This is a genomic window from Salinivibrio kushneri (assembly GCF_027286325.1).
GTDB classification, from domain to species: domain Bacteria; phylum Pseudomonadota; class Gammaproteobacteria; order Enterobacterales; family Vibrionaceae; genus Salinivibrio; species Salinivibrio kushneri_A.
Map to the genome: position 1 here is coordinate 278249 of NZ_CP114588.1, position 24845 is coordinate 303093.

Annotated in this window: 18 protein-coding genes and 1 riboswitch; of the genes, 10 read left to right on the forward strand and 8 right to left on the reverse strand. The window is 52.6% G+C overall.

Features of this window, described 5'->3' with window-relative positions; all coding sequences use genetic code 11:
* Positions 1–13: 13 nt before the first annotated feature.
* On the reverse strand, positions 14–1306 hold the full coding sequence (gene lysC / locus N8M53_RS01435; RefSeq protein WP_269579958.1) for a lysine-sensitive aspartokinase 3: 1293 nt from the start codon (positions 1304–1306) through the stop codon (positions 14–16).
* Positions 1307–1493: 187 nt separating this feature from the next.
* Positions 1494–1681, reverse strand: a riboswitch (Lysine riboswitch).
* Between the two features lie 264 nt (positions 1682–1945).
* On the opposite strand from lysC, the gene N8M53_RS01440 reads away from it, so the two are divergent.
* Positions 1946–3079, forward strand: a complete 1134-nt coding sequence (locus tag N8M53_RS01440; RefSeq protein WP_269579214.1) for a pyridoxal-phosphate-dependent aminotransferase family protein — start codon at positions 1946–1948, stop codon at positions 3077–3079.
* Here the strand turns inward: N8M53_RS01440 and N8M53_RS01445 are convergent.
* The 5 genes from N8M53_RS01445 to N8M53_RS01465 all read right to left on the reverse strand — a co-directional run bounded on the left by N8M53_RS01445 (position 3076) and on the right by N8M53_RS01465 (position 10490).
* A complete protein-coding gene (locus tag N8M53_RS01445; protein ID WP_269579215.1) occupies positions 3076–4746 on the reverse strand; it encodes a Wzy polymerase domain-containing protein in 1671 nt (556 codons plus the stop codon). The genes N8M53_RS01440 and N8M53_RS01445 overlap by 4 nt on opposite strands.
* A complete protein-coding gene (gene uvrA / locus N8M53_RS01450; protein WP_269579216.1) occupies positions 4746–7571 on the reverse strand; it encodes an excinuclease ABC subunit UvrA in 2826 nt (941 codons plus the stop codon). Before uvrA ends, N8M53_RS01445 begins: the two co-directional genes overlap by 1 nt.
* Positions 7572–7708: 137 nt before the next feature.
* A complete protein-coding gene (gene galU / locus N8M53_RS01455; RefSeq protein WP_269579217.1) occupies positions 7709–8572 on the reverse strand; it encodes a UTP--glucose-1-phosphate uridylyltransferase GalU in 864 nt (287 codons plus the stop codon).
* A 181-nt stretch (positions 8573–8753) separates the two neighbouring features.
* Positions 8754–9719, reverse strand: a complete 966-nt coding sequence (locus tag N8M53_RS01460; protein WP_269579218.1) for a DHH family phosphoesterase — start codon at positions 9717–9719, stop codon at positions 8754–8756.
* A gap of 63 nt (positions 9720–9782) precedes the next feature.
* On the reverse strand, positions 9783–10490 hold the full coding sequence (locus tag N8M53_RS01465; RefSeq protein WP_269579219.1) for a LuxR C-terminal-related transcriptional regulator: 708 nt from the start codon (positions 10488–10490) through the stop codon (positions 9783–9785).
* A 284-nt stretch (positions 10491–10774) separates the two neighbouring features.
* Between N8M53_RS01465 and N8M53_RS01470 the strand changes: the two genes are divergently transcribed.
* Entirely contained in the window at positions 10775–11323 is a 549-nt protein-coding gene (locus N8M53_RS01470) for a single-stranded DNA-binding protein (RefSeq protein WP_077772663.1), read from the forward strand.
* 100 nt (positions 11324–11423) lie between these two features.
* Here N8M53_RS01470 and N8M53_RS01475 read toward each other — a convergent pair whose 3' ends face one another.
* Positions 11424–12584, reverse strand: coding sequence for an alpha-hydroxy acid oxidase (locus N8M53_RS01475; protein ID WP_269579220.1), 1161 nt, complete (start codon positions 12582–12584; stop codon positions 11424–11426).
* A 145-nt stretch (positions 12585–12729) separates the two neighbouring features.
* A complete protein-coding gene (locus N8M53_RS01480) occupies positions 12730–13617 on the reverse strand; it encodes a LysR family transcriptional regulator (RefSeq protein ID WP_077772665.1) in 888 nt (295 codons plus the stop codon).
* Between the two features lie 120 nt (positions 13618–13737).
* On the opposite strand from N8M53_RS01480, the gene csrD reads away from it, so the two are divergent.
* The 8 genes from csrD to N8M53_RS01520 all read left to right on the forward strand — a co-directional run bounded on the left by csrD (position 13738) and on the right by N8M53_RS01520 (position 24844).
* Positions 13738–15717, forward strand: a complete 1980-nt coding sequence (gene csrD, locus N8M53_RS01485; RefSeq protein WP_269579221.1) for an RNase E specificity factor CsrD — start codon at positions 13738–13740, stop codon at positions 15715–15717.
* Positions 15714–16223 (forward strand): hypothetical protein, encoded by a 510-nt coding sequence (locus N8M53_RS01490; protein WP_269579222.1) that lies wholly within the window; start codon positions 15714–15716, stop codon positions 16221–16223. Before csrD ends, N8M53_RS01490 begins: the two co-directional genes overlap by 4 nt.
* 158 nt (positions 16224–16381) lie before the next feature.
* On the forward strand, positions 16382–17425 hold the full coding sequence (locus tag N8M53_RS01495; protein ID WP_046073887.1) for a rod shape-determining protein: 1044 nt from the start codon (positions 16382–16384) through the stop codon (positions 17423–17425).
* A 33-nt stretch (positions 17426–17458) separates the two neighbouring features.
* Positions 17459–18388 (forward strand): rod shape-determining protein MreC, encoded by a 930-nt coding sequence (mreC, locus tag N8M53_RS01500; protein WP_077578651.1) that lies wholly within the window; start codon positions 17459–17461, stop codon positions 18386–18388.
* Positions 18388–18876 carry a rod shape-determining protein MreD gene (gene mreD, locus N8M53_RS01505; RefSeq protein WP_046073888.1) on the forward strand — a complete coding sequence of 163 codons (489 nt, stop codon included), beginning with the start codon at positions 18388–18390 and terminating at the stop codon, positions 18874–18876. Before mreC ends, mreD begins: the two co-directional genes overlap by 1 nt.
* Positions 18877–18899: 23 nt before the next feature.
* Positions 18900–19466, forward strand: a complete 567-nt coding sequence (locus N8M53_RS01510) for a Maf family protein (RefSeq protein WP_269579223.1) — start codon at positions 18900–18902, stop codon at positions 19464–19466.
* 47 nt (positions 19467–19513) lie between these two features.
* Complete coding sequence (gene rng / locus N8M53_RS01515; RefSeq protein WP_077578653.1) at positions 19514–20983, forward strand: ribonuclease G; 1470 nt, start codon at positions 19514–19516, stop codon at positions 20981–20983.
* A 24-nt stretch (positions 20984–21007) separates the two neighbouring features.
* Complete coding sequence (locus N8M53_RS01520; protein ID WP_269579224.1) at positions 21008–24844, forward strand: YhdP family protein; 3837 nt, start codon at positions 21008–21010, stop codon at positions 24842–24844.
* Position 24845 lies beyond the last annotated feature (1 nt).

A 24845-nucleotide genomic window follows, 5' to 3' on the forward strand; every position in this document is an offset into this window, starting at 1 on the left:
GCTGGCTTTTTTATTATTCAAATAAGTCCGCGTGTAACTGCTGCACTACCTGGGTGGCATCGTCATCTTCAACCACCACACAGATATTGTGATTACTGGCACCGTAGCAAATCATGCGCAGTTTATATTGCGTTAAGGCACTGAACACAGGCGCGGTTGCGCCAGCGGTATGATTCATCTCGTTGCCAATCAGTGCCACTACCGCCAGGTTCTCGCAGATCTCGACATGACATAACTGGGTCAGCTCGGCGATAGCTGCTTCCGGCAGCTGCGGCGCATCCCCTTGGGTGTTGGTCTGATCTAAAGTCAGAGAAACACTGACTTCTGAGGTGGTGATTAAATCTACCGAGATTTCAAATCGTGCCAAAATCTCAAACACTTTGGCCAAAAAACCATAAGCATGGAACATATTCAAGCTGGTCAGCGTCACCATGGTTTGATTCCTTCGTAAGGCGACGGCACGAAACAGCGGTGCCGAATGTGCGTGCTCACGGATCCAGGTGCCACCTTGCTCAGGCGCGCTCGCGGCCCCGACAAACACCGGTATATGTTGTCGTACCGCGGGTAATAAGGTGGATGGGTGGAGGATTTTGGCACCAAACGTCGCCATTTCTGAGGCTTCGCTAAAACTAATTTCACTGATTGGGCGTGCTTGGTCGGCAATTCGCGGGTCAGTGGTATAAATCCCGGGCACATCGGTCCAAATGGCCAAACTCTCTGCGTCCACGGCTTCGGCGAACAGTGCGGCACTGTAGTCACTACCACCACGACCTAAGGTGGTGGTTTGTCCGTGGGCATCGGCGCCGATAAACCCTTGGGTGACCACTCGATGTGTGGACAAATGCGGGAGCAATTGGTCGTGGCACTGTGTGCGCGTGTGCTGTGGGTCAGGCTGGGCACAGCCAAACTGGCTGTCGGTGCGCAGCAATTCACGCGCATCTTTTCTCAAAGCGGTTATACCTCGGCTGTTGAGCAAATGGGTGAAAATATGGGTCGAGATCAGCTCGCCGCAGGCAACTAACGCATCCGTTAACGCTATGTCAGGGGTGATGGCCGCTTTTTCGGCATACTCGGCAATGGCGAGATGCCAGTGTTCGACGGCTGCTTGCGTGTTTTGGCAATCAGGAAGTTGCTGCAATATGGCTTGGTGAATGGCATGAATGGCGTCCAACTTGGCTTGGCGCACGTCAGGGTCGCTAATCCCTTTTGCCAGCGCGACCAAGTGGTTGGTCACACCGGCGCACGCACTGATCACGATTAAACGGGTTTGCGGGTTTTGTTCGATAACCGTGGCGCTTTGCTGCATCGCCTCTAGCGTTCCGACACTGGTGCCGCCAAACTTAGCGACTGAAATTGATGGTAATGGCCTCACGTCCTTTCCCCTCTCTGGCTAGCAGAGTCAATAAATTAAAAATGATGGGGAACATCAGAAGTCACATCGTGACCGCGATAAATACCGCGACAAGGATAGGAAGAGCAAACGGCAGGTGTAGTCTGCCAGAAGCGCTCCACCTGTCTTTCCATATGGATGACAAGTGACAGCCTGAAGGATTCAGCCTTCAAGGCCGGCAGCGTATCGACCCCGATCGTACGCCACCTCGGCATTGTCTCCCCTGGTTATCACGCTTAGGAGTGGGGCTCCGCCTGATAACTGCCTGAGAAATGCACCTCTTCTGCATGTTCAGTCATGGGTCGGTGACCGCATGAACAGTTTTAACATTACGGGTGCGGTCGCAGGGTGTCAACCGTGTTTTTGCGCCCGATGGGGAGCACTGCCCAGCACCTGCATCTCACCTAGGCAAGAGGAGGCCATCGCGCCCTATCGACACTGACAAGAAAAGCGAATCGCCGCTAGCGATCACACAGTTCATGTGCCAGAGGCTAGGGGAATGGCGAAAAAATATGCTATAACGGTGAGCCTCGGTACCAACAACAAGGATTCGTGATGGCTCGTGCAATTTCCGATATTCAGTCTTTTCAACCCGTCGCTCGCACATTGATGGGGCCAGGGCCCTCTGACATTTACCCGTCGGTGCTGCAATCATTGAGCAAGCCGACATTAGGACATCTTGACCCCTTATTCATTGCCATGATGGATGAGGTCAAGCAGCTACTGCAGTACGCTTTTCAAACCGAAAACCCGTTTACCATAGCGGTCTCTGCGCCCGGAAGTGCAGGGATGGAAGCCTGTTTTGTCAATTTGGTGGAACCTGGCGATACGGTGATCGTGTGTCGCAATGGCGTGTTTGGCGACCGGATGCGAGAAAACGTGGAGCGTTGTGGCGCACACGCGGTGATGGTCGATGATGCTTGGGGTGATCCGGTTAATCCTGAAAAGGTTGAAGCGGCCTTAAAAGCACATCCAGAGGCCAGCATTGTCGCCTTTGTTCACGCAGAGACGTCCACAGGCGCTTGCTCAGACGCACAAGTATTGGCGACGCTGGCGCGAGAGCACGGCTGCCTTACTATTGTGGATGCGGTGACCTCACTCGGTGGTGTGCCGTTGAAAGTCGATGAATGGCAGTTAGATGCCGTTTACTCGGGCAGTCAGAAGTGCTTATCGTGTGTACCTGGCCTATCGCCTGTTACCTTCTCTTCGCGTGCGGTCGAGAAAATGCAGGCCAGGACGCATAAAGTGCAAAGTTGGTTTCTCGATCAAAGTTTGGTGCTGGGGTATTGGAGTGGCGACGGCAAACGCAGTTATCACCATACTGCACCGGTTAATAGTCTGTATGCATTGCATGAATCATTGCTCAAGTTATATCAAGAGGGAATTGAGAACGCTTGGCAGCGTCATCAAACCATGCATCAACGCTTAAAAGCAGGGTTAGAGCGTTTAGGCATCCGCTTTGTGGTCGATGAGCCTTACCGTTTACCCCAGTTAAATGCGGTTTATATTCCTGACGGTGTGGATGATGCCGCTGTGCGCCAGCATTTACTTAACACCTATAACTTGGAAATTGGCGCCGGCCTCGGTGATTTGGCGGGTAAAGCTTGGCGGATCGGCTTAATGGGCTATGGCGCAAGGGATGAGAACATCGCCCTGTGCCTTAAAGCCCTTGAAGAAGCATTACGCTAGGGCGTTGTATTTTCTGGGAGGGTATGGCGGATTGTCCATACCTTCGCTGCGTTTGGATACAAGTAACGCGCTTCTTGCTGGATATCGCGAGCCCGTTGACGGTCACCGATTTGTAAAGCCACCTGATAAGCATGCTGGTAGCCAGCAAAGCGTGGTCTTTGCGCGACTTGGCGCAATAATTGGTTGAGATGCTGCTGGCGCTCCGCCTCTGATAAACGTGCCAAATTAGCTTGAAACTGACGGCTTTGTTGTGCGTGGGCCAGCTTTTGCTGCCACCATGGATGTTGCTGGTATAAGGCAAAACGTTGCGAACTGAGTAAAGAGTCGCGCAAATAACGATTGGCCAAATACACGGACGACAGGCACACAAGTGTCGCGATGACGAGGGCAGTGATCATGGTGCGACTGGCCACACGCTGGCTGTAATCATGGGTGAGTACCGGATAGCGGCGATATTTACTGGTGAGGTTGTCAAGCCAGTATAGCCAAAGGAGTAACAATATCCCATTGAACCACTGGGTGCCGCTCACCGGATAGATCATCAGCCCTGTGAGCGGAGGGAGCACCAAAGCAATCAAGATCCGCCGTGTCCCTGAGGGAGCACGAAGGATCCTGACGCCCAGAGCAATGATCACCAACACGTAGCCCAATCCAATCAATAAGCCTCCTTCCAACAGCCAAAACAGCAGTGCACTGGGTAGGCTGACTGGACCAAGATGGCCGGGTTGTGAAGCAGAAAGCAACAGCAAAGCCTGCTTGCCATTCCCCATGCCCACCCCGAAAAAGGGCGTTGTCTGCCATTGTTGCCACGCTAATAGCAGCGCACGTTGCTCGCCGGCGCTCAGCCATTGCCAACTATCTTGACCACTGAGGGAGAATATCGCCAGGATAGCGCCGAGACAGACTGCCACAAGCCACGCTTTGTGCTGGCGCCTGGAGGCAAAGCGACCCAAATAGGCTTGTTGCAACACAATGGCACACAATGCAAAGAGCAGCAGCAGCGGCTGGCCTTGCATCGCTAATACAGGAATAAAAATTAAGGGGGTGACGGCCAATAAGCTTTGGCTGACGGGATGCCGGTAGCGGCCACTCGGCTCTCTAGCGAGAATATACGCCGCTAAGGTGAGGCCAGTGAGCAGCAGGGTATGCGTGACCGCTGGGGGCAAGTGAGGCACCCAGTTGTTAAACATGAAAGGCCCCATGCCCGGTGGTGATTGATTACCCAACACCGACAGCACCGCTAGCCAAGAGGCGAGCAAAAATACCCCGAGTAGCTTTTGCCGCTGCGAATGGTTAAACACAAACTGCTGAAGGCTGGAGAAGAAACCGAGGCTAAGTATCAAGGCGGCCATGGCATAACCGCTATTGAGTGCCTCAGCGTGCGGATAGAAATAGGGAACAATCGCCAGGCCTGTTGCCAAACCGAGCATCCAGGTCAGTCGGCTTGCACGCCAGGTATGTTGACGCACGATTTCCAGGCAGGCAAACCCTAAGGTAAACGCCAAGGTCAGTAGTGATAAGGCTGCCGCAGGGTGGCGTATGCCCACCAGCGGGAGAGATACCGAGTAGAGTGGTAAGCAGATTAACCACAAGGCCGCTAACGCTAGCAGAAATGGGGTTGTTAGCGGCTTTCGTATCACACGACTCTGCGGCAGCGCTGAGGTCATTATCGCTCCAACATAGGTTTCAGGAAGTGAGCCGTGTGGCTACCCACCACATTGACGATGTCTTCTGGCGTGCCTTGGGCGATGATCTCACCGCCGCCGTTACCGCCTTCTGGCCCTAAGTCGATGATCCAATCCGCGGTTTTTATCACATCCAGATTATGCTCGATTACCACGATAGTGTTGCCCTGTTCGCGCAAGCGATGTAAGACATTCAGCAGTTGTTGAATATCATGGAAATGAAGCCCCGTGGTTGGTTCATCGAGGATGTAGAGCGTTTTACCGGTATCGCGCTTAGACAGCTCACGGGCCAGTTTTACACGCTGCGCTTCGCCGCCTGACAAGGTGGTGGCGGCTTGGCCAAGGCGAATATAGCTCAAGCCGACATCCATCAATGTTTGCAGTTTACGCTTGATAGCGGGCACGGCGTCAAAAAACGCACGCGCGTCTTCGACAGTCATCTCCAGCACTTCATCGATGGTTTTACCTTTATAGCGCACTTCGAGTGTTTCACGGTTATAACGCTTCCCTTTACACACATCACAAGGCACATACACATCGGGTAAAAAGTGCATTTCCACTTTGATCACGCCATCACCTTGGCAGGCTTCGCAGCGTCCACCGCGCACGTTAAAGCTAAAACGGCCGACTTTATACCCGCGTGCTCGCGCCTCTTGGGTACCGGCGAAAAGCTCACGGATCGGGGTAAAGATCCCCGTATAAGTGGCGGGGTTTGAGCGTGGGGTACGGCCAATAGGACTTTGGTCAATATCGATCACCTTGTCGAAATGTCCCAACCCATCAATCGACTCGTAAGGCGCTGGATCAGCGGTGGTCGCGCCGTTTAATTGCTGGTGGGCAACTTTAAAGAAGGTGTCGTTGATAAGCGTTGATTTGCCTGAGCCCGACACGCCCGTCACGCAGGTCAGTAGCCCGACAGGCAGGTGGAGATCAACGTTTTTCAGGTTGTTGCCCGTCGCCCCCTTTAGAGTCAGCATTTTGCTCGGGTCGCGCTCAATGCGTTGTGCAGGCACCTCAATCGCTTGTTTACCACTTAGATACTGACCTGTCAGTGACGATTCACTGGCGAGTATGTCCTTTAAACTGCCTTCGGCAACAATTTGTCCACCATGTGCGCCGGCCCCCGGGCCAATATCAATGATGTAGTCGGCCGCACGTATGGCATCTTCATCATGTTCGACCACCATCACGGTGTTTCCTAAATCGCGCAGGTGCTCCAAGGTGTCAAGCAAACGGGCATTGTCACGCTGGTGCAGGCCAATAGAAGGCTCATCCAGGACGTACATCACGCCGACCAAGCCCGCGCCAATTTGGCTGGCTAGTCGAATACGCTGTGCTTCACCACCAGAGAGGGTATCGGCACTGCGCGATAAATTCAGGTAGTTAAGCCCCACATTGACCAAAAACCGCAGCCGGTCGTGGATCTCTTTCATCACCTTTTCGGCAATTTTGGCGCGCTGTCCGGTTAAGGTCAGTTGTTCAAAGAAATCCAGCGCCTGTTGAATGCTCAGCTCACAAACCTCGGGTAGATTGTGGCCGTCGATAAACACATGACGGGCTTCTTGGCGTAAGCGTGAGCCACCGCAGCTGGCACAGGGTTTAGTGGCGATGTATTTGGCCAGTTCATCGCGTACGGCGTTGGATTCAGTGTCGCGATAGCGACGCTCCATATTGTTGAGGATCCCCTCAAACGGATGTTTGCGTACACGAATATCGCCCCGATCGTTGACGTATTTGAACTCGATCTCTTTTGGCCCTGACCCATACAAGAGGATATCCTGAATGGTGCCGGAGAGATCTTGCCATGGCACTTCCAAATCAAACCCGTAATGCTCAGACAGCGATCGCAGCATTTGGAAGTAATAAAAATTACGTCGATCCCAGCCTCGGATCGCGCCCCCCGCTAAGCTAACCGCTGGGTTTTGAATCACGCGTTTAGGGTCAAAATATTGTTGCACTCCCAAGCCGTCACAGGTGCCACAGGCGCCGGCTGGGTTATTGAACGAGAACAGGCGCGGCTCAAGCTCTTGCATGCTGTAACCGCAATGTGGGCAGGCAAAGTTGGCAGAAAAAATGATCTCTTCCCCTTCGCCGTCCATCCAACTGATCACCGCGCTGCCGCCGGTGAGTTCGAGCGCGGTTTCAAATGATTCGGCCAGACGCTGCTGTTGATCACTGCGCACTTTAAAGCGATCGACCACCACTTCAATGGTGTGCTTTTTTTGCAGTTCAAGTGTCGGCGGATCGGATAGATCGCACACTTCACCATTGATCCTTGCACGGATAAACCCTTGAGCGGCTAAATTCTCAAGCGTTTTAACATGCTCCCCTTTCCGATTTTTGATGATCGGTGCGAGCAACATCAGCTTGCTGCCCTCCGGCAGTGCAAGCACTTTATCGACCATCTGGCTGATGGTCTGAGCCGCTAAGGTCACATCATGAGTGGGACAACGTGGCTCGCCGACACGCGCATAAAGTAAGCGTAAGTAGTCGTACACTTCAGTGATGGTGCCGACCGTTGAGCGTGGATTGTGCGACGTGGACTTTTGCTCTATCGAGATGGCAGGCGACAGGCCCTCAATATGGTCAACATCCGGCTTTTCCATCAAGGAAAGAAACTGACGTGCGTACGCTGACAAGGATTCAACGTAACGGCGCTGGCCTTCAGCGTATAGGGTGTCGAAGGCCAGCGATGATTTTCCCGAGCCAGATAGGCCGGTAATCACGATCAGCTTGTCGCGAGGGATGGTGAGGTTGATATTTTTGAGGTTGTGCGTGCGCGCGCCTCTGACGTCGATATTGTCCATTATTATCCTACTACTCAGTCAGCTCACTGGTTGGTCGCCTAGTATGGCACAGACATGACCATGACCAAATAAAAAGGCTGTATATTTACACAGCCTTTACACGAAGGGGAAAAACACGCGATCCGACGCGGTTTACGTTATCGACGATTCTTCACCGTCGCTTCGTCTTTGTTGCTTCCGCCAAGGTAGTGGTGCTTGTAGCAGTGATTGGTGGCTTCAATAAAGCCTTCCACGCTGCCACAATCAAAGCGCTCGCCTTTAAATTTGTACGCCAGTACACAGCCTGATTGTGCCTGTTTGAGCAGTGCATCGGTGATCTGCACTTCGCCGTTTTTACCCGGCGGGGTGTTTTCCAGCAGATCAAAGATATCAGGCGTAAGAATATACCGACCAATGATGGCGAGGTTACTTGGCGCATTGCCCGGATCGGGTTTTTCCACCATGTTGTCTACGCGGAAAAGGTCATCTTTGATCTCTTGGCCGGCAATCACACCGTATTTGTGAGTCTCATCTTCGGGGACTTCTTCCACGGCCACGATGGAGCAACGGAATTGGTTGTAAAGCGCGACCATTTGTTTGAGCACGCCATTACCAGAATGAATGCAAAGATCATCCGCCAGTACAACGGCAAAGGCTTCATCGCCGACCAGCTCACGCCCGGTTAAAATAGCATGCCCCAGGCCGCGCATTTCATGTTGGCGAATGTATGTGAAAGAGGCTTTTTCGATGGTGTTGCGGATATCATCCAATAGCACTTCTTTGTTGGTGCCACTGATCTGATGTTCCAGCTCGTAGTTTTTATCAAAGTGATCCATGATGGCATGCTTACCACGTCCGGTGACAATGCACATCCCATTGATACCCGCTTCCAAGGCTTCGTCCACGCCGTATTCAATTAAAGGCTTGTTAACCACCGGCATCATCTCTTTGGGCATCGACTTGGTTGCCGGTAAAAAGCGGGTGCCATAGCCAGCCGCTGGGAACAGACATTTTTTTATCATCTCAGATCCTTTCGTTTTTGTTGGATGGCGAGCGGTTTATAACGCGGTCGACACCCCTAAGCGGGTTGTTAGCAAGCGGCTGCTAACAATGTTATCTGGGTCAATAGTTTGCTGGGTTCAGTGCGGCTAAGCAAGTCCTACGCACCAATGCCCCCAGATAGCGTGACAACACCCGCGTTGCTTACCCGGCATGTGCTGAAAAATGCGTCATAAAGGCATCGGTAAAGGCTGATAGGGACGCAGAAGGAAGGGCATTAATCCCTGCTGCGGCGGCCCGTCCTCCGCCCGTGACAAACTGCTCTGCCAATTGCGCGGCCCCAGTAGGGCGATTTAAAGGCGCACGAATACTGACCATCCAATCTCCTTCAGGCATAGGGGTGAGCACAGCATGGGCGTGGTCAGGGTTGCGGTTGGCTAACTGGTTGCTAAACATGCCGCTGATTCTGCGTGCCCATGCGGTATCAGGAAGCAGGTACAGCTGGGCGCTTTCATCACTACGCTCTGGAGTGAGGGTTTGGGCGCGCTCCCGATCGTGTTGATACGCATCGGCCAATTCCATCACCATGTCTGGATAGGCGCGCATAAAGGCATCGGGGGTGGTAAAGCCACACAGGTGACGGTATAGCACCGCGGGCGGGATAATCAGATCATCTAAGCTTGCACCGTAGCTGTTGTAGTTGAGGTAGTGGCCGAGCCGCTCTAAGCGGGCGCGTGTATGTTCGTCGAGGCCAGACTGCCGAGCGAGGGCATTGGCGGTGCGATCCAGGTTATCGCCATACGCGCCAACCAACGCCCACTCTCGATACTGACCACCGACAAGCTTGTCGATAATGAGCGCGGTACAGGTATTGGCACTGGTATGAATATGCGCGTCTAGCAAGGACGAGTCTGGGATGGGGCCACTTTGATGATGATCGGCATAGAACACGCGCGTGCCAGCTGCGAGTAATGTCGCGAGTGCGGCTTGGTTCTTCGCCATAGAAACGTCGAGTACAGTGACCTGTTCGGTGTCGGTGGGTACTTGTTTTAACAGGGCAATATCGCGTTTAACACCGGTAATTAAAGTGGTTGCTTGCGGGTGTGCCAAGCGCCATTGCACCAGCGCGGTGAGCCCATCCGCATCCCCGTTAAAGACATCAAATCCCATCCCCTGACTTCCTTTTTAACTGAGTGACGCGACATCCTACCTTGATTGATGAGTTTGACCCAACTAGCGGTGATCGTCGTCAGCGCCAGGATAGCCCTCAAGCCCCGTCGAGCCAATTAAGGATAAGTTGTTTTTTGCCCAAAATACCGCTTGTACCCGGTTTTTGACATTGATTTTCTTAAACACGTTATAAAGGTGAGACTTGACGGTGTGCTCACTGACATCAAGTGCACTGGCGATATCTTGGTTGGAAGCGCCTGTGACTAGATGGCGTAGTATTTGTTGCTCGCGGTTGGTCAGGACAATGGCCTGCTCGTCGATCGCTTGTTGGTGGTGTTGTTGATAATAGTGGATTAACGCGGCCATTTTGTGACGGGGCAGCCAGTACTCGCCAGAGAACATTTTTTCGATGCCGTAACACAGGTGTCGGATCTCATCTTCTTTTTTAAATACCCCTTTGATAAATGGCCAGCTGGCGAGCTCTTTGGCACTTAAATCATGTGCATTGAGCAGCGCAAAGACATGTTGGTCGGCAAATGGGATTAGCGATTGTTTTAGCTGCTCGGTGGCAATGTCATCAAAGGCGTTTAAGTCCACCAGCACTAGGCCTGGGCGAGCGGTGAGTTTATCGGTGATCGCATCGGGCGTGACGAGCTCGACCTCGCTATGGATTTCTTTTTCCAAGCATGTCATCAGTGCAGACACAGACATGCTGGGCTGAGAGATAAGAAGCAGTGTGTAACTATCTGAGGTGGTTTCGGCTTGGTTCATAAGCATCCTACTGATGATGACTCAACATGCGTATCTGCGTGTGACGTCAGTGGGTGATCACCGACGTCAAGGCTGGGCAAGCTTTCCATCAGTCTAAACCATTTTTATCTTTGAGGTATACGCTGCGAGTGATAACCCATTGTGCTGACGCGTTAACTGAAGAATATGGAAACAGATCGCGTGGAAAAGCTTCGAACCTCTGGGGTGCTCGTGCTAGACTTCCTCCTTATTTATCCAATTTGCGAAATCATTTCGCGCGCAACCAAGAACAGTGGGAGTCACCTATGGCCAGCCGTGGCATAAACAAAGTCATCTTGATTGGTAATTTGGGCAACGATCCGGAAATCCGTTACCTCCCCAACGGCGGTGCGGTGGCGAACCTCAGCCTCGCGACCTCAGAGTCATGGCGTGATAAAAACACCGGTGAGATGCGTGAGAAAACAGAGTGGCACCGCGTTGTGCTGTTCGGTAAAACCGCCGAAGTCGCGGGTGAATATCTGCGCAAAGGCTCTCAGGTGTATATCGAAGGCCAATTGCAAACACGCAAATGGCAAGACCAAAACGGGCAAGACCGTTACACCACGGAAGTCGCGGTACAACCGTTTAGCGGCAGCATGCAAATGCTGGGTGGCCGTGGTGGTCAGAACCAAGGTCAGCCGATGCAGCAGTCACCGCAGCAACAAGGTGGATGGGGACAGCCTCAGCAGCCTCAACAACCACAGCAAAACTTTAACCAACAGCCACCGCAGCAGCAGTCGGCACCGCAGCCACAGTCTCAGCCTCAGCAGCAATATAACGACCTGCCTGATTTTGACGACGATATTCCGTTCTAAAACGCGCGGCGTGAAATGGCGTGTTGACGTCACGGTTGTTGCAACGAAAAAGCCCCTGCTGGGGCTTTTTGCGTTTTGGTGAGTCTCGGAGCCGACTGGGCTAGGCGACGCCAGGGCCTGTTTTTAAAAAGTGCGGCAGTTGCGTCGGCGTTGGGCATTTTAGCTGGCCCATCACTTGCGTCAGTTGTTGGGTAAGCATGTCTATTGCATGCTCTCCTCCATGGTGACCTACTGCACCACAGGCATAGACAAAGGTGCGGCCAAGCAGGGTAAAGTCGGCGCCCATTGCCATGGCTTGGGCGACATTGCCGCCGCTTTGTACGCCACTGTCCATCAATAGTTTAATTTTGTCACCATATAAGCGCTTGATGGTTTGAATGGTATCCAGCGGTGACTCACCGACATCCAGCTGACGTCCCCCATGGTTGGATAGGACCACCGCATCGGCACCGAGCGCGACCGCTTGTTTGACATCGTCTGGGTTGACCAAACCTTTTAGCACCAGTGGCCCGTCCCAGTTATCACGGATGACCTTAAGACTGTCAAAATCGACAGCGCCCATCACTGTATTATTCATAAAGTTGGCCAGTTCGCTGGTGGGCATGTTTTTTGGCATGTAAGGCTTGAGGGTTTGCATCTCAGGTACACCGGCCAGTAAGGTCTGCCAGCTCCATACTGGACATTGCATCATTTGCACGATATTGCGTAAGTTCATTTTCGGTGGCATCGCCAAGCCATTTCTTATATCGCGAGGGCGATAACCAAAGGTCGGCACATCCACAGTGACGACCAGCACTTTATACCCTGCACCTTTGATGCGACCCATGAGATCTTGACGGATCTTGGCATCCGTGGGGTTATAGAGTTGATACCACGCCGTTCCCTCAGAGATCTCAGCGATGGTCTCGAGACTCGCTGAGGATACGGTGCTGAGTACATAAGGAAGCTTTGCTTGATAGGCCGCTTTGGCCAAAATTTCCGGCGCCTTGGGCCACATTAACCCTTGCAGTCCGACGGGGGCGACACCAAAAGGCGCGGCATAGCGTTGGCCAAATAACTCGACGGATAAGTCGATCTCTGGGGTCGGCGCAAGCAAGTCAGATTGCAGTTTTACGTGTTCAAACGCCCCGGCATTGTGCGCCACGCCAATCTCATCGTGGCAACCGCCACAAAGGTAATCGAAGGCGAAGGCGGGGATACGCCGTTTTGCTGCGCGTTTAAGAGCGGGGGTATCAGGGTACTTAGGGTTATAATAGGCCATGGAGCGTGTGCCTTGTTGAGTTGAGTGTCTTGGCTAACCCTAGCGCAGAGATTGTTATCGATATATAGATAAAAGATAAAATACTTTTTCCAAAATCGGCTAAGCCCCGATAATATTTGGCGTTACCTCATGCTTTACCTGCGCGCTAAACGTACAAATCTTTAACTTTCTGTTTAATAAAATCGATAAATAATTTGGTTTTGGTGTGGTTATACTCCAATTTTGGGTAGTAAGCATAGGCGGAGGAACGCGGCTGCTTTAACGCGGGTAGCACCGGAACCAATAAGCCTTGGTCGATTTCTTTTTGCACCGTCCCAGCGCCTCCCAAAATGATCCCCATGCCAATCACCGCGGCACTGACTAAGGCTTCAGGGTTAGGTGAGACGAAATTTCCGGACAATTGTAAGCGTGTGCCATCTTCAAACACCCGTTCTTGCGGCTGATGTGAATTACCGTATAGCAAAATATTGTGTTGGGTTAATTGCTCGGGCGTGGTGATCGGGGCATGGCGAGCTAAATACGCAGGGGCGGCAAAAAAACCAGGTTGAAAATCAAATAATTTGGCGGCGATATAACTGGCGGAGTTGAAATATTCGAGCTCACGGCTGATCACCACATCTAGGTTGAGATCGGGAAGCTGCCCGGGTGTGAGGGTGGTGAGTTCAACTTTGATTTTCGGATAAATCTCAAGAAACTCAGCAATAAAGTTGACCAGAAAGCGGTTCCCTGTCACCAATGGCGCACCGATACGCAACACACCGCTCACCTCACCAAAAGTTGAGGTGGTCTCACTGACCAATTGTTGCCAGTCGTCGACCCACGTTTTGGCACGATGATAGAAAAGATCGCCTGCATCCGTCATCGATAGACTGCGTGTGGTGCGCTTGAGTAATTGAACGCCCAGTTGACGTTCTAGCCAACTAAGGCGTTTTGATAACGCAGAGCTTGATGTATGTAGCTTCGTCGCCGCTTGGGCTAACGAGCCATGATCCACCACACAGATAAAGCTTTGTGTACAGGTAATCCAGTCCATGAGTCCTCGTTGAATAAAAAGACAGCCACCGATTCGTGGGCTAGGCATTCACATTATGATAACCAAGCCTGATAATAGCGGCTAATAGCCCCCAAAGGCGACCCAAGTCAGCAGAGAATCATGGATAGAACAGCCAATGCGATCAAAGTCAGCGGTATGAAGCTGACCAACCGACTCGTAGCATTTGTCACCCTTATTGTGGTGTGCGCCATTTTTGTGTTGTTTATTGGCGGTGCGATCAGTTTTCGCCAGCTCGGTATTGATTTTATCTCTCACTATGTCGATGGCATGGTGGAGGTGATTGATCAAGAGATGGCAAGCGATCAGCGCGATAACCAATACTTTTCGCGTTGGCTGCCCAAGATGTTGAAAGCCAGTAATGTGACCTCCCTAACGATCTACTCGGATGCTGGGATTTTGTATCAATACGAACAAATTCAATACCAGACAGTCGCTAATCAGCAGGTGATCTCGCGCGATATTCCTTTGGAAAGCAATCCTGGCTTTGCCGTCAAGTTGACCTTCGTGCCGCCCTATGCCGAGTTTGCTTACTCGATTGGCCCTTTGTCATCGTTATCGGCGGCGATTTTGGTGATTGTGCTGGGGCTCGCGTGGGGGATCCGCTGGCTTAGACGTCAGTTGTATGGCAGTGAGGTGCTTGAGCAGCGTGGCCGGCTGATTTTAGCAGGGCGTTTAGACGATGCGCAGCAAGGCGATAGCCGAGAGTGGCCTATCCCTGCCAGTGCGGCATTGACCCAGCTTATCGAGGAGCTCAAAGAAGCCCGCCAAGAGCGAAGCCGCTTTGATACCTTTATTCGCACCAACACCTTTCTTGATCAGCTCACCGGTGCGGCGAATCGGGTAATGTTTGATAACCGTTTGCACACCCTGGCTAGCGATGACGCTAGCCAAGGTAGTGTGATCTTGGTCCGTGTTGCTGAGTGGGAAGAGTTAGTGTCGCAGCACGGACAAGAAGCCGCCGATCAACTGATCCAAGCGATTGGTAATGTCTTATCCAATGCGATTCAGCGTTTTCCCGATGCGGTGCTGGCGCGCTATTTTGCCTCGGATTTTGCCATATTGCTGGTCAACCAAGCTGGGGATGAAGTCCATCCGTTTCTCGCTCAGATCACCAATGCCTTAGATAAGCTCGCACCACCTGAGGCACTTGATCAAGACAACTGGTTTCACCTTGGTATGACATCATTTGGCGCCAGCGAGCGACGTGGGCGATTAATGGATGAAGCTGAACGCGCGTTAAAAGCGGCGACGCTAACTGGGCAGAATGGTTGGTCCCAGTTCGATAAGCAACTCAGCCAACTGGATAAACGTGGCAGTGTGCGCTGGCGGACGTTGTTGGAGTCGGTGATGGCGGGAGAAGGCCCGATGCTTTATCGACAGCCGGTGTTTGCTCGAGATGGCAAAACCCGTCTTCACTATGAACTTTTAAGCCGAATTAAGGACGAAAAAGGCAAGGTGCTCAAGGCATCGCGTTTTTGGCCAGGCGTGGAGTTGGTCGGCATGGATGTGGCCTTTGATAAAGCCACCCTTGGCCGAGCGCTGTGGTGGCTAAAAACACGTGACTATATCGACAATTATGCCGTTAATGTGAGTGCGTACTCACTTTGCCAACGTGAGTTTGTGGTATGGCTACGCGATGCTTTATTACAAACGCCACGCAGTACCTTGAATCGTTTGCTCGTGGAGGTGTCCGAAGGTGCCCTGGTTTCACACTTTGATGCGGCGCGGCCTTGCTTACGAATGATTGCCGCGTTAGGGTGCCGTCTAGTTGTTGACCAAGCTGGCCGAACGATAGTGAGCACTCACTATGTAAAAGATATTCAACCAGCTTATATCAAGCTTCACCGCAGTCTGGTTCGTAATATTCACCAACGTCCAGAGAACCAGCTGTATATACGTAGTGTGCTAGGCGCGTGTGAAGCTACCCCCACAGAGGTACTCGCGGTGGGTGTGGAAACCAATGAGGAATGGTCTGTAGTGAAAGAGCTTGGCGTAGCAGGCGGACAAGGGCGACTGCTGGGGGCGGAAATGTCGCCACATCCGGCGCAGAAAAAGCGCCGCCGGTGGGGAAAACGATGACCCAAACCATCAAGCTATCGTATCAATCGGGACGTGGGTGGTTAGAAGCGTTATTACTGGTCAGTATTTTGTCGGTACTGGTGGTGATTGCGATCCCTAAGTTCTACGATTATGAGGCGGATGCCAATGTGTCAGCACTAAAAGGGTTAAAAAGCGGCATTGAAAGCGTCATGACGCACACCCATGCGTTAGCGAAAAAAAATGAGATAAGCCATCAAGCTTCACAGTCACTGAGCGTCAACGGCACGCAGATCGATATCGCTTATGGTTATCCAACGATCAGCGGCTTACCCAAATTAGTGACGACGCTGCAGGATGCAACACGGTGGCATATTCGACGCTACCCGGAGCAAGATCGCGTCGATTTTATTTGGCTGTTTCACGAGCAGCCCGCGACGGCCTGTTATTTGACCTATCGCGAAGCAACGGCATCAATGAAGGCGTCTACTCAGTTGGTGACGCAGGCATCGTGTCAGTCACCAACCCAAAAAAGACAACAGGAATAATGCGTTTTTGATGGAAAAATCATCAAAATGACAGCGCATTGAAAAAAAACACAGATCTCATTCAGGTTTACAGCACCGTATCTTGCTGCTTACCGTGCGCGTTGATACATTTAGCTCAATTTGTCTGATTTCATAGCTTGCAGGATTAATCGACCATCATGTTTAAGAAACTTCGCGGGATGTTTTCCAACGATCTATCCATTGACTTGGGAACCGCCAATACACTGATTTACGTAAAAGAACAGGGCATTGTTCTGGATGAGCCGTCTGTTGTCGCTATTCGTCAAGACCGAGCAGGCTCGCCCAAGAGCGTAGCGGCTGTGGGTCATGATGCGAAGCAGATGCTAGGTCGTACACCGGGTAACATTGCGGCCATTCGCCCGATGAAGGATGGTGTGATTGCTGATTTCTACGTCACTGAAAAGATGCTGCAGCACTTTATCAAATCGGTGCACGATCACAGCTATATGCGCCCAAGCCCGCGTGTACTGGTGGCTGTACCATGTGGCTCGACCCAAGTTGAACGCCGCGCGATTCGTGAGTCGGCCTTGGGTGCTGGCGCCCGTGAAGTCTACTTGATTGATGAGCCGATGGCGGCGGCGATTGGTGCAGGTCTGCCAGTATCCGAAGCCACTGGCTCGATGGTGATCGATATCGGCGGTGGTACCACTGAAGTGGCGGTGATCTCGCTTAATGGCGTGGTCTATTCATCGTCGGTGCGTATTGGTGGCGATCGTTTTGATGAGTCGATTATCAATTATGTTCGCCGTAATTACGGCAGCTTGATTGGTGAAGCCACCGCAGAACGGATTAAACATGAAATCGGTTCCGCCTATCCAGGCGATGAAGTCCGTGAAATTGAAGTGCGTGGTCGTAACCTTGCGGAAGGGGTGCCGCGTAGCTTCACGCTTAACTCCAATGAAATTCTCGAAGCGCTGCAAGAGCCTCTGACTGGGATTGTCTCTGCGGTGATGGTCGCGCTTGAGCAATGCCCTCCGGAGCTGGCGTCTGACATTTCAGAGCGTGGCATGGTGATCACCGGTGGTGGTGCGCTGCTGCGTGATCTTGACCGCTTGCTGACCGAAGAAACCGGTATTCCTGTGGTGGTCGCCGAAGACCCATTGACCTGTGTAGCACGTGGCGGGGGCAAAGCGCTGGAAATGATCGATATGCACGGCGGTGATCTTTTTAGCGAAGATTAACGTGATTGTGCCTACAAACAGGTCGTTTTCATTATGAAACCTATGTTTGGCAGAGGTCCGTCTCTGCAATTGCGCCTGTTTTTCGCTCTTTTACTATCAGTCAGCCTTATGCTGGCTGATAGTCGTCTTGATGCGTTCGCTGGGGTGCGTTATTTCCTAAACACGCTGGTGGCGCCGTTACAATATGCGTCCAACGTTCCGCGCGACACCTTAGACGAACTGGTGATGCAGTTTCGTTCTCACCAACGTTTAGTGGCAGAGAACCGAGCATTGCGAAAGCAGGTGTTACAACTGGAAAGTGATCAGCTTCTTTTAGCGCAGACAGAGCGCGAAAACCAGCGTCTACGCGAGCTACTGGGCTCGTCGTTCATTCGGGATGAACGGAAGATGGTCGCCGAAGTGATGGCCGTTGACTCGGATCCTTATAAACATCAAGTCATGCTAGACAAAGGGCGGACCAATGGGGTTTATGAAGGGCAACCGGTGATCAACGAGCACGGTGTGGTTGGCCAAATTGCGTATGTGGGTGCCCACAACAGCCGAGTGCTGCTGCTCACCGATCCAACCCATGCCATTCCTGTTCAGGTCATGCGTAATGACATACGAGTGATTGCGTCTGGGCGCGGGTCGGCCCACTACATTGGCTTAGACAATATTCCTAGCAGCACGGACATTAAAGTGGGTGACAAGTTAGTCACCTCAGGTCTGGGCGGAGTCTTTCCTGAAGGCTACCCGGTTGGTACGGTGACGGAATTTTCGTTTGATAATAAGCGCCCATTTGCGCAAGTACGCGCCACCACAGCGGTGAAGTTTGATCGTCTGCGTTATCTGCTTTTGGTGTGGCCAACCCCTGAAAAGGGCGAGAACGCGCGCCCGGACCAGCCTGTCGCGCAGCCGTCATCAGACACTGCACCATCACCTGACACCGCACCATCGTCCGATGCCGAGGGAGAATCGCCGTAATGGCAAATGTGACATTTCGCGGCCAGTTTGTAATTTGGCTCTCTTTTATCATTGCGCTGATTTTACAAGCCGCTCCTTGGCCGGGGGAACTCGCCCCCTTTCGCCCTTCTTGGGTATTACTGGTTACTTTTTATTGGGTGCTGGCATTACCTCATCGGGTCAATGTCGGTACCGCGCTAGTACTCGGCCTGTTGTGGGATCTGATGTTAGGGTCGACCCTTGGGGTGCGCGGCTTGATGATGGCGATTTTGGTTTACATCGTGGCGCTGAACTTTCAATTGTTACGCAACATGTCGTATTGGCAGCAGGCACTCTTGTTGGCATTACTGACCTTGGCGGGAAAATTGATCGAGTTCTGGGCGGAGTACTTGGTGTCTAACGTACAGTTTAACCCTGAGCAGCTTTGGGCGGGTGTGCTTAACTTTATACTCTGGCCTTGGATCTTTCTGTTATTGCGCCGTTTACGCCGTCGCTTTGCCATTCGCTAACGCACTAATCGTAAAGAGGTATCATGAGCTGTGATTTATACCTGGCCTCGGGGTCACCTCGACGTCACGAACTACTCACTGGTATGGGGGTGAATTTCGCCCGCGTGGTGGTGGATGTGGAGGAGCAACAGCAGCCTGGCGAGTCGCCTTACGCCTATGTGTCACGTTTATCACAAGACAAGGCACGGGCTGGGGTCGGGCAAACAGGTGGCCATACCCCGGTGCTCGGTGCCGATACCATTGTGGTTGACGGCGAGCAGGTCCTCGAAAAGCCGCGTGATAAAGCGGAGGCGACCCGAATGCTTCAGCAACTCTCTGGAAGAGAGCACCAGGTGATGACGGCAGTGACTGTCGCCAATGCTATGAAGCAGATCACCACTGTTGTGACCACCAAAGTGTGGTTTTGTACGCTCAGTGATGAGCAGATTGAGGCTTATTGGCAATCGGGTGAGCCAGTTGATAAGGCCGGCGCCTATGCGATTCAGGGGCTGGGCGGTAAATTTGTCACTCGAATTGATGGAAGCTATCACGCCGTGGTTGGTTTGCCACTGTATGAAACCGAGCAGCTGCTCAAACAATTTTCGGTCTGAGCGCATATCTGTCGCTAGGCCCCACTTTTGAGAGATTCGGGGAAACCATGAGTGCGGAACTGCTAATAAACGTCACCCCTAGCGAGACGAGGGTGGCGATGATTGAGGGGGGCAACCTCCAAGAAATCCATATCGAACGTGAAGCAAAGCGTGGCATTGTAGGCAATATCTACAAAGGCAAAGTCAGTCGTGTGTTGCCTGGTATGCAGGCAGCCTTTGTCGATATTGGCTTAGAGAAAGCGGCGTTTTTACATGCCTCAGATATTGTTCCCCATACCGAGTGTGTCTCGGAAAATGAGAAGCAACAATTCCAAGTGCGCGATATCTCCGAGCTGGTTCGCCAAGGACAAGATATTGTGGTGCAAGTGGTCAAAGATCCGCTGGGCACCAAAGGCGCGCGTCTCACCACCGATATTACCTTGCCTTCGCGTTACTTGGTTTTCATGCCAGGTGCCGCCCATGTTGGGGTATCACAACGTATTGAAAGTGAAGACGAACGTAAGCGACTAAAAAGCATCGTCAGTGACTATTGCGACGAGCTCGGTGGCTTTATTATTCGCACCGCTGCTGAAGGGGCAACAGACAATGAAATGGCGCAAGATGCCGCCTTTTTAAAACGTTTGTGGAATAAGGTGTTAGAGCGCCGCACGCGTTATCAAGCCAAATCCATGTTGTACGGTGAGCTGGCATTGGCTCAGCGCATTGTGCGTGACTTTGTCGGGACCGAGTTGGATTTGATCCGGGTCGATTCCAAGATTGCCTATGAAAAGCTGCAAGAGTTCACGTCAGAGTTTGTGCCTGAGCTGGCCGATAAATTGGTGTACTACGACGGACAAGTGCCGATCTTTGACATGTACGACACCGAAAATGAAATCCAACGCTCGTTAGAGCGCAAAGTCCAGCTCAAATCGGGTGGCTACCTGATCATCGATCAGACGGAAGCGATGACCACCATTGATATCAACACCGGTGCATTTGTTGGGCGGCGGAACCTGGATGAGACGATTTTTAATACCAACATTGAGGCTACGCGTGCGATCGCTCGTCAATTGCGGCTGAGAAATTTGGGTGGGATCATCATTATCGACTTTATCGATATGAGTACCGATGAACACCGACGCCGCGTCTTGCATTCGCTCGAGCAGGCACTGAGCCAAGACAGGGTCAAAACCAATATCAATGGTTTTACTCAGTTAGGGCTGGTGGAAATGACACGTAAACGCACGCGAGAAAGTATTGAACATGTGCTGTGTGGTGGCTGTCCAACCTGTGATGGGCGAGGTTCGGTCAAAACCGTGGAAACTGTCTGCTACGAAGTGCTACGTGAAATTACTCGCGTTAACCGCATTTATGAAGCGGATAAGTTTGTGGTGTACGCGGCTCCTGCGGTGATTGAGGCATTGGCAGAAGAAGACTCGCACCTTGTGGCGGAGTTGGAAGTGTTTATTGGTAAGCAAGTGAAAGTGAAATCCGAGCCTTTATACACGCAAGAACAGTTTGACGTAGTAATGATGTAATCCATGACCTGGGTGAGAAGGGGTATGCGCTGGCTAACGGTCAGCGTCATCAGTTTGATAGTGATAACCGCCCTGCTAATCGGCGGTTTGCGCTTTCTATTGCCCAATATGGAGATCTTGCAAGCCCCGCTGAGACAGTGGGTGTCGGAGCAAACTGGCTTTAGTGCGCAACTGGATGGTATTGCCGGCCAGTGGCGCAATCTGACACCGTCACTGCAACTTGAAAACGTCGCGCTAGCCACTAGCGACAACGGTCCCCCGCTGTTAACCGCTCATGCAATCAGTTTGCAATTGGATGTCTCTGCCAGCCTGATTCGGCGCCAGCCCGTTTTTTCCCATGTCACACTCGACGGCTTGGTGTTCGATACCGGTCAACTACCGGATAAAAACACCCGAGCGGGCGTTCGCGAGCGGCTAGAAGACTTATTCTTGGCGCGGTTGGGACAATTTTCGATCCCCAATGCCAAGGTGATCCTGGTAACCCCTTCGCTAGAAGCGCAGACACTGGTGATCAGTGACTTGTTTTGGCGCAATAACCAAGGTGAGCACCAGGTACAAGCCAGGCTTGGCATGCAAGGCACGCAACTAGACAAGGTGCGAGTCAACGCGGCTTTCCGTGAAACCGACGGCTTGAGTACGCTAACGGGAGACTTTTATTTGGCCAGTGAGGCGATGGATATTGCTCCTTGGCTGACTCAACAACTCACGCCGTCCGCCACCATCAACACCGCGCGTTTAGACGCAAAAGCCTGGGTGAGGGTGGAGCAAGGGCATGTCGACAACGGCTTGCTATCGATTGATAACTTCGCACTCGCTTGGCAAGACGGTGACAATCAAGCCAAACAATGGGCCATTAAAGACAGCCACATCCAGTTGCGAGCGATGGATGATCAACGCTGGCGGGTTGACTCTGATGGGCTATGGGTACAAGCGGGTGCGACCACCCAAGCTGCGCTGTCACAGCTATCTTGGCAGGGGGCGTTGGACAACTGGCGTCTCAATGCAGCCAACGTCGATATTGCCTCTTTACGTCCTTTGCTTGGGCTTGCCAGTCAATCAGCGCAACAGCACCGTGTGGCGGCTGCGTTGTCCCCATCAGGTCAGATCCGTTCTTTAGCGCTGAGCAAAGCACCTGACTCCCCGTTACGTTATCAAGCGACCCTGGAGGCGATCTCGGCCAAGCGCTGGGGCTACCTGCCAGCGTTCCAAGGCCTGAGCGCGATGATCTCGGGGCAAGGCCGACAAGGCCAAGCAGAGCTGGCGCTGGGGGCACAATCTCTGCCTTACGGCGACTTTTTTCAAGCGCCGCTCCCGCTTGAGCACGGTGCGTTGACCCTCAACTGGCAGCAAAACAAGCAAGGCTTGTCAGTATGGAGTGAGCAGGCAGTGGTCAAGGGGGCAGACGTGCAAGGCTCAGGCGCGTTTCGTCTGGATATTCCGTCACAAGGTGCGCCTTTTTTGGCGTTGTACGTGCAAGCCGATGTATCGGATGCGGGACAAACATGGCGCTATCTTCCCACCCGAGCATTGCCTGACTCATTAACCGATTACCTTTCTCGCGCCATTCAAGCCGGACGGGCCAAAGACAGTGAAATTCTTTGGTTTGGTGCCCTCGATGCGTTTCCTTACCAGGATCACAGCGGTATTTTCCAAGCCATGGTGCCACTTCGCGGCGGGGCGTTTAGCTTTAATACCGCCTGGCCAACCTTAACGGAGCTGGATGCGACCTTATTGTTTGAAAACGCGCGCTTAGCGATTGAGGGTGAGCATGTGCGTTTGGGGGACGCTGTCAGTCGCCACGTGCAGGCTGAGATTGCCGATATGACCCAGCCGGATAGCTACCTGGATATTAACGCGTCACTGGCCGCGACCGGATCGGCTGTCCGTCAATACATGCTGGCGACACCGTTAGTCGATACCGTTGGCGCGGCCTTGACCCATGTGCAAGTCGATGGGCTGGTTAATGCTAACCTAGGACTCGACATCCCGCTCAATGGTGAGCAACCTCATGCCGAGGGCAAAGTCCGCTTTACCGGCAACCAGGTATCGATTCAGGCTCCGGCCATGCAACTGGATAACTTATCCGGCGAGCTGGCCTTTAGCGACGACACCCTCACTACGCAGTCGATGCAAGCACAATGGTTAGGGCAACCCATCAGCCTCCAATTTACCGGTGAAACCGTGGCGTCCGGCTATCAGCTTGATCTGGGTATAGACGCCGATTGGGATGTGGTGCCATTACTGGACACGCTCTCGCTACCCCTCAAGGCCTATTTGGGTGGGGGCGCACGTTGGCAAGCTGGGCTTGACTTGACCTTAAATGACACCGGTTTTGATTATCAGCTTGGTGTGGATGTCGATACCACACCGCTACAGTCGACGTTGCCCGCACCGCTTAGTAAGCCACGTTGGCAAAAGGGCCACGCACGCATTGAAGCCAGTGGCAACAGCGAAGGCTTGACCGGACGTGTGGCGCTGCCTAGTGTGAGTTATCAAGCCCGCATCAACACCCAGGGTCGTCGCCCCCAGTTTACCGCGAGCCAATGGCAAATTGGCACGCAAACTAACACCTTGCTCGCAACCCGTGGTCACCGCGCGGACCTGCACCTTAAGCAACTTGATGTCGCGGCTTGGAAGCGTGTTTGGCAGCGGGTGAGTCAATCTTGGCCGAGTGGAAGTGACCAGTATCCCGCTTTACCAATGCCGCGCCGGATTAACGCCAAGATTGATACGGTCAGTGCCGACCCTTTAGCGTTTCATGATGTGTCGTTAGCGGCGCGACACAAAGCCGAGGGTTGGGAGGTGTTAATGGGCAGTCGAGAGCTTAGTGGACAAGCCAACTGGCCGACACAAGGAAGGCTGAATGTCGCGATTGATCAGTGGCATATTAATCGCCAGTTGGCAGAGGAGGGTGAAACGGATGACTCGCCCTTGTTTGAGCCCGTGGACACACGAGCCACCCCCGAGGATAAAGCCTTGCTCGCTGCCATTCCGCCGACACACTTAGTGATTGAGGATCTGTGGTTGCAAGGGTATCGGCTTGGGCGCATCGAGGCGGTACTCGATAAGAAACCCTCACAAGTCGATCTTTCTTCCCTGACGCTAGAGAGTGGGAAAAACCACGCGTCAATCAGCGGCCATTGGCTGATTGACGAGCAAGGCTACAATCAAACCGCGTTGACCATAGCCTTGGGAGGCGAAAGCACCTCAGATTTAATGGGGCGGTTTGGCATCAGTGGCGGGATCCAAGACGCCAGTTTTTCGACTCAAGCCTCGTTAGATTATGCTGGCCTGCCTTGGAAGGTCGATATTGCGAGCCTTAATGGTGACATTCGCTCGGATGTTAAAGATGGCTATTTAAGTGGGGTAGGAGGCGCCGGTAAACTATTGGGGCTGTTCAGCCTTGATTCTATCTTGCGTAAAATCCAGCTCGATTTCTCCGGTGTGTTTGAAGATGGTTTGGCCTTTGATGACATTACCGGGCGGGCGGTGATCACAAATGGCGTGGTTGTGACGGATAATATCCGCATGGATGGGATAGCCGGTGATATGGTTATTAAAGGGATTGCCAATTTGGTGACCAACCGTGTGAACGCCGATGTGCGGTTTACGCCGGATATTACCTCAGGGATCCCTGTTCTTAGTGCGTTTGCGGTGACGCCGCAAACGGCGCTGTATGTATTAGCCGTTACCACGGCCATCTCTCCCGTGGTCGATGTATTCACCCAAGTCCGTTACCAAGTGAGCGGGCCAATAGGGACGCCAGATATCAGGGAAGTGTCGCGCGACAAAGAGGCATTAGCACTGCCAGCTGATGCGACGGAGCGATTGCGCCAACAAGCAGAAAACGCCAAGGAGTGAG